Annotated in this window: 3 protein-coding genes; 2 read left to right on the top strand and 1 reads right to left on the bottom strand. The window is 64.1% G+C overall.

Annotated elements, in window-relative coordinates; genetic code table 11:
• Nucleotides 1–6 precede the first annotated feature (6 nt).
• The gene (locus ASD14_RS08560) at nucleotides 7–2,856 is read left to right on the top strand and encodes a protein-arginine deiminase family protein (protein ID WP_056131681.1); all 2,850 of its coding nucleotides are present in this window, start codon (nucleotides 7–9) and stop codon (nucleotides 2,854–2,856) included.
• Nucleotides 2,857–2,985: 129 nt separating this feature from the next.
• On the opposite strand, the gene ASD14_RS08555 is transcribed toward ASD14_RS08560, so the two are convergent.
• Nucleotides 2,986–4,575, bottom strand: coding sequence for a multicopper oxidase family protein (locus ASD14_RS08555; protein ID WP_162247688.1), 1,590 nt, complete (start codon nucleotides 4,573–4,575; stop codon nucleotides 2,986–2,988).
• A gap of 265 nt (nucleotides 4,576–4,840) precedes the next feature.
• Between ASD14_RS08555 and ASD14_RS08550 the strand changes: the two genes are divergently transcribed.
• On the top strand, nucleotides 4,841–13,723 hold the full coding sequence (locus ASD14_RS08550) for a carboxypeptidase regulatory-like domain-containing protein (RefSeq protein ID WP_162247687.1): 8,883 nt from the start codon (nucleotides 4,841–4,843) through the stop codon (nucleotides 13,721–13,723).

Here is a 13,723-nt window from a genome sequence, read left to right as displayed (position 1 = left end):
GTGGTCATGGCCGACTACGAACTCCACGCCGACTACAACCGCAACGGCCGGCTCGAGGCCGTGGCCGCTGAGCATGCGCTGCGCGGCGCGACGCCGGGCGTGATCGTCGTCGCCGACCTGGATGCCGACGGTCGGCGACTGCCCGCAAGCGTGCAAGTTGGGTCGCGGGTAATGCTCGACCGCGACCAGGCGGTGATCACGGCAAGCAATGACGAGGCGGTGACCCTACGCCTCGTCGTCAATGCCGCGACGGCGCCGGCGGGCGCGAGGTTTTTCCTACGCCCGATCGGTTTCGCCCGCATCCGTCTCCGCTTGTTCGACAGCGGGGGCCGGCAACTGCCGACCGATACCTCGCGGCCCACCGATATTCCGATCGCGATGCCAACCGCGCCCGGTCATCTCGACGTGCGGTTGACGGCGAAAACCCTGCCGGGTTCACCGACGGGCCACGTCAGCGACCTGGAGACGCGCTTCAGCCTCGATGGTGCAGAGGAGGAATCCGCCTTCCTGATCCGCCTGCTGAGCGTCGATGCCGGCGGCCGGGAAACGCAGCACGACGAGGCACGATTCACCATCGCGCCTTTCGTCATTCTCGACAACGCCAGTGTCGCGGTGCGCACCTATGTCTGCGACAGCCCGGGCAACCAGCCCTCGGTGATCGAGCTCGAGGCGGCGCATCGCGTGCTGGGCGTGCCCTTACTCAAGGTGCCGCTGGATGTCGCGATGGGGGATACCTGGCTGCAGGACCAGTTCCAGCACGCGCTGATGCAGGGGCCTGATGGCTGGCGGCAAGTGATGCTGCACCTGCCGCGCCTGCGTGCGGAAAGTTCGAACGGGACGGCCGAGGCTAATCTGGCCGGCTTCGTGACATCGCATTTCCCTTCACACAACATCGGTGTCTTCGACGACCTGTGGGCCCGGGAGCTGCAGTTCCAGGACTACAACGGCCAGCCCCAACGCATTACGTTCCGCCAATGTGATCGCCTCGCGACGGTAATGCACCTCCCGATCCGCTTGGCGGAGGCCCTGATCGACCTGCTCAAGCGCATCGACCACACTTACGAAGCGCAGTGGCCGCGCAGTGGCGACACCACGACCTGGACCGACGTGCGCGGCTGGCTGCCCAGTCTGGTGCAGGAGTTCCGTCGCCGCGCCCGCGAGGCGGCGGGCAGGGCCTCGCCGGACTGGCGGACAACTCTGGAGCGGCTGGCCGAGGATGCCCAGCTGCGCCTGAACCAGCTGGCGTCGCGCCTACCCTACGACGCCGACCGCGGCATCGTGGGGCTACCGGTCGGCACCGCGCAGATCGAGGTCAGCCCGTCCGAGGCCGATCGCATCTTTCCGCGCGTGCTGCAGATGCACCACTCGTCGAACTACGGCGGCAACATCGAGGCCTCACCGCCGATCGGCGACGCGGCTCTGGGTAAACTGGTGATCGGCAATGGCATCGTCGATGGCGAGCGTGACTTCATGGACCCCGACCTGCTGCGCCTGCTGTACCTGCAGCGCAAGCAACCGGTTGTGCAGTTGAACACGACCTGGCTCGATGTCGGGCACGTCGATGAGATCATGAGCATCGTGCCGGACCGGCGCGGCGCCGGCGTCAACTTCGCCCTGTTGTGCGCGTCGTCAGGCCTGGCCATGCGCCTGCTGCGCGCGGCGCAGGCTTGTTACCTCGGCAGCCTGTCCATGGACCATACGCAGAACGTCGTGCAGCGACCCAGCGGCGTGTTGCCGCGGCTGATGATCAACGGCGACCATCCGGTGACGCGCCTGTTCCGCGGCAAGGTCTGGGAGCACCGGCACCGGCGTGCCGAAGGCGAAGAAACGCCGCAGGTGCTCGAGCCGCCGCGCATTTACCAGGACGTTTCGCAGGCGATGAACGGCGGCGATCCCGCCGATCCAGACAGTGGCGGCATCAATATCCATGGCATCCGCTACTGGCCCGGTGAGGGGCCGGACCGGGTCTATCCGGCCGACATCACCGTGTCCGAGTTGATTTATGGCGAAGAGTCCATGGACGGGGTCAGCACCAATGATTTCATCGAGACACAGTACTTGGCTCCGATGGGCGACGTCCTGCGCACTGCGTTCCCGCAAGTTCGTCAGTTGCCGATGCCGGTGGTTTTCGACCGCGTGTCAGACATCGCCGCATGGATGGAAAGGCCCTCGTCGTTCTCGACCAGCGCCTTCACGCCGGACGTGGTGAATCTGCAGCCGATCAATGGTCGTCTGTTGATTCCGCGGCCGTATGGGCCGCGCATGCGCCTGGCCGATGCCATTGCCGTCATCACCCAGGCCACCTCCGGCCTCGACCTGCCATCCACCCTGATCCGCCGGATCGACGAACGTTTCGTGCGCACCCACCAGCTGCGCACCGGCATCTATTGGCTGCACCGTCAGCCGGCGCAGGCGCGGACGATCGCGGGAGGCTATGTGCGGTCGCTCTACGATGGCCTGGTGGACGAGGAGGACGTCATCGCACAGTTACGCGACAGCTTCCCCGGCGCCAGCGACCGCGACCTGCAACGCAAGATCATCGAGCCGAACCGTCGGCAATTCGACGCCAGCGGACGGCTGCGCGACGGCTGGCGGCGGTTCCAGATCGCCGAGGACATGGTGGATATCTTCGAGACCTATATCCATGCCGTCGCGGCCGAGCTCGACGTACCGCTGACCTGGATCGACTCCTGGCACTACCACGTGCATGCCGGCGGCATCCATTGCGGCACGAATGTCCTGCGCATGCCAGTCCGCAGCGCGGGTTTGCCCAATGTCTGGTCTGTGGATGACCTGCAATACACTCCCACCCCGATGGAGTTCGAAGAGGAAGAAGTGACCGTTCCGGCCGGTTGACTACTGCTTGAGCTCGAGAGGAAGTGGAGTTGCCGGGATTTAGTGGCCGAGAGCGGACTTGAAGCAGGGCATGACAGCATCAATGTGCGGGTAGTGCTCATTGGGCGCTTGGGCGTTGAATGCGACTGCTCAGTCTACGACGGAGAAATGCACCATCATTCCCTGATCTTCGTGCTCCAGGTTGTGGCAGTGGAACATGTAGCGATGCTCGCCTTGGTAGGGCTGGGAGAAGTCGATCTGGATCGACACCGTTTCGCCCGGCCAAACGAGGATCGTGTCCAGCAGTCCCAAGTCCTGGGGCGTGCGACCGCGGTTGTCGGCGGCGGCGTGCTTCATGGCATGAGGGCTGTTCTGCCGCCCTGTCACCAGGAACTGAAATCCATGGACGTGCATGGGATGCGGCATGCTGCGCATCTCGTTGGTGATCTCCCAGATTTCCGTCGCGCCGCGTTTGACCTGGAAAACGCTTTGGCCGTGCGACTGGTGGAAGTTCCAGTTGTTGAGCATCCAACGCCCTGACTCCTGGATCCACAGTCGGAAGGCGCGACGATACGCGCTATCACTGATGCCGGTGGCGAAGGTAGACAACACGGCGGGTAACGACCCGGTCGCCTTGGGCTTGTTGGCGGACAAACGGATCAGCATCAGATCGATCGCATCCCCCATGGGCGTGGCGCCTGGGTGCTCCAGCATCGGATCCTCGGGCATGCCCGTGGTCATGTCGTTTTCCATGGGATCGTAAGGAAGACTGCGCATCATCACCACGTCGCCAGCGCTGAATTTCCCCAGATCGAGCAGGACATCCAGCCGCTGGGCTGGAGCCAGGAATGCGTCGTTCACGGAGATCGGTTTGTTCAACAGTCCTGAGTCCGTGCCCAGCAATTGGAAAGGAATCGGATCGCCACCTTCGCCAACGAACGCGACGCGATACAGGCGCGCATTGGACGCGTTGGCCAATCGCAGACGGACCCAACCAGCGCCGGTTTCCAGTACGGGATCGGGCGTCCAGTTGATCAGGACCTTGTTACCGATCCAGTCATCGGCCGCCAGTTCGTATTCCATCTTGTTGCGCGGGCCGAACTGCTTGTCGCTGATGAGCAGTGCAATGTCGTTCTCGCCCCATTGCGTGCCAAGCGACTTTTGCAGTTGCAGCTCTTCGTCGTCTTCCACGACGACCAGGCCAGCCAAGCCCTTGTGCACCTGCAGGCCGGTCTGCGAGTGCGGATGCGCGTGGTACCAGTACAAACCGGAACGATTACGCACCGGGAATGCATACGTGAACTGCTCCCCGTGCTTGACGGGGTGCAATCCGCCGCCGTCGTTGAGCTCGTCCACCGAAAAGCCGTGCCAATGGATGGTTGTGTCATCGCCCAAGCGGTTATGCAGGGTGACGTTCAACGCCTGTCCGGTCTTTGCAAACAACGTGGGATTGATCTGCACCGTGCCGTCGGCCAAGCGCTGTCCGTAGCCCCATACATCAGAGGCGCTGCCGTCCAACAGTGGGAGCGCAAACACGCCGGTCTGCAAGGAGATGGGATGCGCAATCGAATCAGAAGCTTCGCCCAGCTGCGTGGAGTGGCCCGGGATGCGCAGCTTATTCGTGAAAGTCGCCCAGTTGGCAGCAGACGTGCCACGCTTTTGCCACTTTTTGATTGCAAAGTAGCCGGCTGCGCCAGCAGCGCTTATCACTCCTGCAATCAGGAGTCGACGTCTGCTCAAGCTGATGTTTCCTCGGTCCATGAGTGATGCCGCCTCGCTGCTGTCATTGGGTTGTTACATGCCCCGCTAGCTTGACAGCACGGATTCAGTGGTGGCAACTTGCCGGCGCGCTGAGGTTGGGTCTGTCGCCCTGGGGTGCTCATCTCGAGTTAGGGAAAGACTCAAGTTCGTAGACCGCGAACGTTGCAGGGGAAGGACAATGAGGCAATGGATCTGGCTTGCGGCCCTGTTTGGGGCCGTGTTTGTCGTAGCTGCGCAACAGGTAGTGAGAACCAACGAAGTCGATCGCGGCTTCACCTGGTTGCGGGCGCAGGTGCAGGCCGACGGTTCTGTGGCAGGTGAGAACGCGTCGCTTGCCGTTCCCTTGCAGGTACGCAGCGAAACGCTGCACACGCTTTCGCTCTTCGAATCGCAGCAGGCGAGCCTGGCTGATGTCATCGAGGCCACGCCGCAAAAACACACTGAATTGCAAGCGCGCAAGGCGCTGGCGCTGCGCCTCGCTAATCGCAATGCGCAGCAGGTGATCACCGACCTCGGACTGCAGCAGAACGCCGATGGGGGCTTTGGTTCGCGCCGCACGTACGGCAGCAATGCGCTGGATACGGCGTATGCGCTGCTTGCGTTGTCCTCCGCACCCGATGCCGATCCGGCCAAGGTGGGTACGGCGTTGTCGTACCTGCGCATGACCAAGCTGTCGCAGTCGGGCTGGCCCATTGGCGATCACCCCAGCATTTATGCGACCTCGGCCGTATTGCTCGCCGCGCAGGGCTGGTCGACGCGCTACCAGGTCGGCGACATCATCGCCACGGCGCGCGATTGGCTGCTCTTGCAGCGCGGAACCAATGGCGCCTACGGCACGGTCGTGGACAACGCCAATGCACTGCTCGCACTTACGACGCAGACGTCCGATGGCGATGTGATCCATCCGCTCACCGCGGCACTGGAGCAGAGCCAACTCGAATCGGGCAGTTGGGAAGACGATCCTTTCGTGAGCGCGCTCGCGCTGCGTGCATTGTTCCGCGCCACCGTGGGCTTGCCTCCGGCAACCACAGGTGCGTTGGCGGGCATGATCGTTGAGGCCGGAACACAGACGCCGTTGTCCGGCGTCACGCTTGCCGTTCGCGAGGTGCCTGATGCGCGTGTTGCAACCGCGGCCGACGGCAGCTTCATGCTGCTGGGACTGGCACCAGGCCAATACACCGTGGACGTTCAGGCCATCGGGTATGTGGCCAAGACGCTGGTAGCCACGGTTACCACGGGCACGACGACCAATACCGGCACCATTGCACTGGAAAAGACCGCGCTCACCGCGGAAGTATTCGGCGTGGTGCGCACCTCCTCGGGCGGTGCGATGGCCAACGTCGTGGTTTCGGCCGGCACGGTGTCCTCGTTCACGGCCGCCGATGGTAGCTACACGTTGAAGGGACTCAATGCCGGCGCGGCTACCGTGACGTTCGCGGCATCGGGCTACCGCACGCTCGATGTGCCGTTGACGCTGGAGGCAGGCAAGCGCTACCAACTTTCGCCCACGCTCTACACGAGCGGTCAAACGGTCCCGACCACCGCGACCGTGCGCGGCTCGGTCGTCAACGCCGCGACCGGTGCCGCGTTGTCAGGCGCCACCGTTCGCATCGGCACTGTCCAGGTCACAACGACGGCCACCGGCACCTTCGAGGTGCTCAACTTGCAGGCTGCCAGCTACGCGATCACCGTCTCCGCTACGGGCTACACCACGCTGCAGGGTTCGGTCGGTCTGGTGGCAGGTATCAACAACCTCGGCAAGATCGCCTTGGCCAAGGCGCCCGATACCTCCACGCTCACGGGCCTCGTCACCAACGCCGAAACCCATGCCTCGGTACCGGGCGCGGTGATGGTAGTGCAGGGCCAGGCCGCCACGACTACGTCGGGCCCGGATGGCCGCTACCTGTTGTCGGGTATCGCCGGATCTAGTTTCACCATCGTGGTGAGTGGGCAGGGTTATGCCACCCGCACGATGAGCGTTGCGTTGCCGGCCATCGGCCAAGGCGAACTCAACGTCGAGCTGCTGCCGATCGGCGATAGCCAGGTGATCTTCGAATCGGTCACGACCAACCGGCCCGTGTATCGCCCGAGCGACGAGGTGGAACTGGAAGTCGAAGTCCGTAACGGGGGCGACACTGCCGCCGATCTGGTCATCGACGCGGAAGTGAAGGATCCCACCGGCAACGTCGTGCACGTGTTCAAGGCCAACGCGCGTGGTCTGGGCCAGAACCCGCCCAACATGCCCCTGCGCTTCGAGCCGGGCACCCTCCGTGAAGTTGAACTGGACTGGGTGCTCGCGCGGCAAACCGCGGGTGTTTACACCGTGATCGCGCGTGCGCGCGATGTATCGGGCAACGTGCGCGCCGAAGGCACCACGCGCTTCACCGTGGATGCCATGCCGGTGCTGGCCGGTGCGGTGATTGCCGATCCGCCGTTGACCCAGATCGACAGTGATACGCCGGTCCAACTGAAGGGTGAGCTGGTCAACCTGGGCAACCAGAACATCCCGGCCGGCGCCGTCAACCTCAAGATCCTTCTGGAAGCGGCAGACACCAGCGTAGCCACGGCGGCGCGCAGCACCGTCGAGCCGGTCGTGACCTTCGCAAATGCGTCGATGGCGCATCTGGATCGCGACGCGCAGGGCAACTTCTACACGGCGCAAAGCAACCGGGTGAACAAGATCGCACCCGATGGAACGCTAACCATCCTGGCGACGCTCACCGGGGCTTCGATCACGGACCTGGCCGTGCAGGAAGACGGCACGGTGTGGACTTGTTACGCCCGCGACCTGCGCAAGGTGGTAGCCGACGGTACCGTGACGCGTTATCCGCTCGTCAGCGTGGGCACGTGTTCGGCCATTGACGTCAATGCGGCCGGTGACGTGCTCGTGGGGGGTACCTCCGCGCTCGTCAGCAACGAACAGATCCTCGTGAAATACACCGTCGGCGCGCCCGAGCAAGTGCTGTGGCGCAACGGTCTTTCGCAACCGGTCGGGCTGGCGCGCCTGTCCTCAGGCGGTTTTGCCGTGGCCAACTACGGCGACGGCACCGTGTCGAAAGTGTCTTCCACTGGGGTAGTGACGCCCTTCGCCTCCGGACTCAACCGGCCCTTCGACGTCATCGAACTGGGCAACGGCGATCTAATCGTTGCCAACAGCGGTGCCAACAACCTCATCCGCATCGATGCCAGTGGCGCGACTTCTGTCTTTGCCAACGGGCTCAATCAACCGGTCGGATTGTTGCTGCGCGCCGATGGCTCGCTGCTGGTGAGCAACCAAGGCGACAACACCCTCGTGCAGGTGAGTGCGAGCGGTGGGGTGACGCCGTATGCACAAGGCTTCGCGCACACGCCTTCGGGCATCGGTGTGGAATCCAGCGGGGCGGTCGTGGTCGCCAACAACGGCGACGGCACGCTCAAGGCGTTGAACAACAACACCGTCACGACGCTGGCTACCGGACTTGGCGCGACGGGCCACGTGGTGATCGATAGCCAAGGCAACAAGTACGTGTCGACCACCACCGGCACCGTCAACAAGGTGGCAGCCGACGGCAGCGTCACCCAGGTCGGAACGGGCCTGGGCTCCATTGGCGGCATGGCGTTGCAGGACGACGCCATCCTGCATGTGTCGGATGCGACCAATAACCGCGTGGTGCATCTGGCGCTTGCCTCGGGTCAGAAGACCTACACCGACAGCGTGCTGGTATCGCCCGGTGCGGTGAACGCCGGCCCATCGGGCCAGCTGTACATCGCCAATGGTGCCTTCATCACGATGCGGGGAGCGGATGGATCCATCGGCCGCCTCATCGGCACCAGTCCGACCAGCATGGTCGCCCGCCCCGAAGGCGGGCTCGCCATCGTGCGCGGCTACTACGACGTGCAGCTGGTCGACGACGTAGGTCAGGTCGAGTTCACCGCGCGCAATCCGTATTACATCTACGGGATGGCGGCGCGTGGGAACGGCAAGGTCGCGCTGCTCAAGTACAACGGTGGTCGTTACGACATCGATGAGTTCGATACCACCACCGGGGTCCATCGCATCATCGCCACCTTGCCGCGGTCCCCGGACTATTTCGGATCGGATCTGGCGGGCAACCTGATCTACCGGTTCGGAACCGAGCTGTACCGCATCGACCAGAGCGATGTGGGCACACCGGTCCTGTTCTCGGTCAATGGCGAATCCGTGCAGGCCATGGGCGTGGGCGCCGACGGCAAGGTGCTCATCAACACCTGGTCGAACAACTTCTACGAGATCGACCCGCAAAGCGGCACGTCGACCAAGCTGTACTCGGGCATGGGATGGGTCAACGGTATCACCCGCGACATGGCCGGCCGGATTACGGTGACGTACGCGGGCGAAAACGTCCTGCAGTTGCGTTCCAACACCGGCGCAGTGCTCGAACGCGTCGATGGATTCGGCTCGCCTCGCGGCCTGGCGTGGACGGGCAACAAGCTGCTCCTGGTGGACACGTCGTATCGGCTGTACGACCTGCAGGCGCAAGGCGCACTGCCGACGCGCCTGTCCAGTAGCTTCCATGCGACGGTGCTGGCGTACGACGCCACGCGTGCCGGTACGTTCGGCGTGGGCTACAGCAACTACGTCATGGAGTGGCGCAACGGCGCCGCGACGAACCATGGCTCGGGCCTGCCCAGTGGCACCTACACGGGCATTGCCACGCTGGGCGGCGGCAAGCTGGCGATCGCCGAGTCCGGCACCAGCGCGGTGTACTTCACGCAGTTGGGTGCGGTCGAACGCAAGGTCGGCGGATTGGTCTCGCCCCGTGGCCTGGCATTGGCGCCGGACGGTGGCGTGCTGGTGGCCAATTACACGTCGGGCACCGTGCTCAAGCTCAACGGCGCCGGGGAAGTGGGTGACTTGGTCCGCACGGTGACCTCGCCCCGTTTCCTGCGGATGGATAACGACGGCACGTTGTGGATCACCACCAGCAGCGGCCTGCAGAAGGTGGCTCCCAACGGAACGGTGGCGACGCTTCCCACGACGCTGCCGGGTGGCTCTGCGGCGCAGTTGTACGACCTCGCGTTCGAGGGGACTAGCGTTTTCGCCATCGACTACAACGTGGGCTTGCTCAGGACGGGCGTTAGTGGAACCCCCTCGTTGTTGGCCGGTGGCCTGAGCAGCATCAAGAGCGTGGCTTGGTCCCCGAACGGCATGGCCACCGCTCTGGATGGCAACACGCGTGCGGTCTACGCGGTTACCAACGCCGGGTTGCAGCAAGTACACGAGCGTGCCCCGCGGGCCGAACACATTTCTTACGAAGCCCACGGGGCGCTGTTCACCGCAGGCACCAACGGTACCGCCACGCGATTCCTGAGCGGCAACCTGCAAACGCTCAACATCGGCGCGTTGATTGGTGAACCCACCTTCGGTGGCTTGGTGGCCGCCTCCGACACGCAGGCTTACGCGCTGGCGTATTACTACAACAGTGCGGCGAGGCGCTACGAAAGCACGATCTATAAGATCACCGCGTCCAAGGCGCCCGACGCTGTGGAAGTCGGTCAAGTGGTCTACACCACGTTCGTGCAGATTCCCGGGCTGTCGCCCGAACAGGACCTACTGTCGGTGGACTTTGGCACCTGGGTTCCGCCGTACGCGGGTGACTTCAAGGTGATGGTGTCGATCAATGGCATCGAAGGCGAGCTGACGAACTTCGTGCATGTGGGCTCGGCGGCCTTTGGGACTCTGCAGGCACAGCCGGACGAATTGCCGGCCGGCGACCAGGTCGCCAACGTGCGCCTCGATATCACCGGCGGTGACTTCACCTCGCTCTCGCGCGTGGAAGTGGCCAGGCTGCGCAGGATCGTCGGCATGTACTTCCCGTCGGGCATCACCGCCGACCGTGCCGGCAACATCTACTTCACCTCAACCGACACCCTGTACAAGGTCGGTGTCGATGGCGTGCAGTCCACGCTGGCCACGGGTCTGAGCGTGCGCTTCGGCTTGGCGATCGACGCCAATGAGCGCATCTACTTCCTGCAGCGTAATGCCGCCGGCCGCTACAACCTGGCGCGCATGCCACTGGGCGGACAGGTGGAAACCTTTGCGGCCCTGGATGCCGCTTCCGCTTCGGGCGTCGCGGTGGATGCCCAAGACAATGTGTACGTCGCCATGCCCAACAGGCTGGTGCGCGTGACGCAGGAAGGTGTCGTCTCGACGGTAGCCACCTCCGGATTCCCCAGCCCGCGCGGCATCACCATCGATGGCAAGGGCAATATCTACGTCCAGAACGATAACCATCTGGTGGCGCAAGTCAGTCCCGATGGCAAGGTGTTCCAGCTGTATGCGGGCGCCGATGGCACGGAGAACCCGGTCTTCGAGGGCGATGGTTATCCCAACATCACCGCCGACTGCAGCGACAACCTCTACATCGCTACTTCGCAGTGGAGCAAGATCAATCAAGGGGGCGAGGAGCACACGATCGCGCAGATCGTCTCGCGCACGGGCCACGTCGGACTCCTGGTCGACACCAGTCGCACGGTTCCGCAGCTGACCGATATCGACTATCTCGCCTTCGATCGCTTCAACAACCGCCTGTTGCTGTGGGATCACAGCTCTTCGGCGATCTACGCGATCCCCGTTACCTGCGGCGCGATCAGTGTGGACGCGCATGTGTTCAGCCAGTCTGGACAAGTCCTCAGCGGGTTCACGGTACCGCCGAGCGCCTCCATCGCCCACGCCGACGGCCGTACCGAGTATGTGTGGAGCCTGCGCGACGTGACGGCGCAGGGCGTATCAATCGACTTTGGCGCCCCGCTGAAGGACTTGGTGCTCGGCGAAGACCGCGCGGTGCTGGACTCGGCCTACCTGGCATTCCAGAACACCTTCGTCAACGGCGAATACCGCGTGCCGCTGACCGTGCCGCGCGTGCGCGTGACCAACGTCATTGATCTCTCGGTGACTACCAACAAGCCCGAATACGCCGCCCACGAGAACGTCGGCATCGCCGTCGAGTTGAACAATCCCAACACCGGTCCGGTGCAGGGCACCTTGGTGGTGGACATTCTCGATGCGATAGGCGCGGTGGTGGACGAGGTCTATCGCGAGGAGGTCATGCTCGGCCCGTCGTCCAGCCAGATCGTGCCCACCAGTTACAACGTGGGCACGATCCTGCCGGCCGGATACACAGTGCGTGCGCGGCTGGTGAACAGTTCTTTGAACACGGCCGAGGACATCACGCAGTTCGCCGTCCTGCCCAGCCAGGGCGATGCGTTGGCCGATGCATCGCTGGCGCTGGACAAGGCGGTCTACGATCCGACCGACCGTGTGCGCGTAGCCTCGACCGTTCGCAATCGCTCCAGCAACGTCAACATCGACAACCTGCTGCTCATGGTTCGCGTGTACGACGCGGCCGGCGCACTGCAGTTCACGGCAGGCCACGATGTGGGTTTGCTGCCGCACGGTGCGACGCGTACGTTCCAGACCGATCAGGTGCTGAGCAATGCACCGCCCGGTACCTATACGGTCCGGCAAACGCTGCAGGACTCCAAGGAGCGTGTCTTCGACACCGATGAAGCGTCGTACGAGGTGCGTTCCACCGCGACGACGGGCGCAGGCCTGCTAGGCCAAATCGGTGCCACGCCCAACGTGGCCACCATCGGGGAGCCCATCCGGCTGGACGCATCGGTTCGCAACGCGGGCAATGCGGACCTGACCGCGGGCGAGCTGGTGATCCGCCTGCTCGATGTCGCCGGTGAAACCGTCCTGCAAACGTGGACGACGCCCGCGAACCTGCCCTTGGGCGGAACGCAGCCGTTCGCCGTGGTGTGGGCGTCCAGCAGTGCAACGCCGGGTGTCTACGGCGTGACGCTCACATGGCGCAATCGCGACCAGGAGCGCCAGCTGGCGACCACGACCTTCACCCTCACCGAATTGAAGGTGAAGCTCGACGTGCAGCAGCATCTCGCCGTGGGCGGCAACGTGCTGGTGCTGGTGGCTTGCCAGCCCGCGGACCAGCCCGACGAGGCAGCCTGTCGCGAGCGCAAGGCGCAACATATCGACGCGCTGCTGACGACCTTGGGCGTCCCGCACATGCTGGCTCGCTCCGTGGAGGAATTCGGCTTCCTCATGCGTACCGGTGAGTACGACGCCTACTGGATCTCCGGCGGTACCGATCACCTGGGCCATCTGCTTGCCAACGAACTGCGCGAGGCGGTGATCCGCGGCGACGGCCTGCTCGTCGATGGCGACCACGATTCACGCAACGGCCTGCTCAACGAGGCCTTGGGCCTGAAGTACCAAGGCAAGCTGCCCAACCGCCAGCACACGGTCACGATGGTCGACACCGACGTCTTCGACGCCGGCCAGTTCGACATCACCGATCGCTCCATCCGTTTCACGCCGGTAGGCGCCGTGACCCACGGACGCTTCACCAACGGTGACGGCGCGGTGTTCACGCACCAGTACGGAGTGGGGCGCGCGGCGACGTTTGCCTTCGACTTCGTGTCGACCATCCAGGGCTCTACGTCTGCGCCATTGATGCAGGTCGTGCTCGACGATGCACTCCAGCACGTGTTGCCGGACCAGCGCGATGGCATTGCCGCAGGTCAGTTGGTGGGTGTGCTCACCACCGTCCGCAACCTTGCAGCCGACACTCCCGCGTGGCTGCGCGTGCAGGCACCGGCGCCGTTGAGCCTGGACGACACCACGCCTACGGCCAGCACGTTTGCGCTGCACGAGGCCTCGTGGCTGTTCAACCTGACCGCGACGCAGGAACGTCAGTTCATGAGCTGGGTGCGCGCACCCGATGCGGACGGCGCTTTTGTATTCACTGGCATTGCCGGTCATGGCATGCAGGCCGGCGTGAACCCGCTGGATTCGGTGGACACCACGTTAGCGGTCGTCTCCAGCAGCACGCTGCGCGAGCAACTGTTGAGCGCGCTGACGAACCTGCAGCCGCTACGTGCGCACGAGCGCAATGCCAAGGACCAGGCTGTGGCCGAAGCACTGGCGGCGCAGGGGCTGCTCGCCAGCGGACAGTACGTGGCGGCGATGGAGGCATTGATCCGGGCACGCGATCTGCTGCTGAGCATCACCACCGTGGAGGTATCGGACGCACGCCTGGCGCTGTCGCACTACCTGGGCTTTGTGGAGCGCAGGTCGACGCAGTCGTAA

Source organism: Lysobacter sp. Root494 (genome assembly GCF_001427225.1).
Lineage (GTDB): Bacteria > Pseudomonadota > Gammaproteobacteria > Xanthomonadales > Xanthomonadaceae > Agrilutibacter.
Note: the sequence above shows the minus strand (reverse complement) of the source record. Positions and strands in the feature narration are given on the sequence as shown.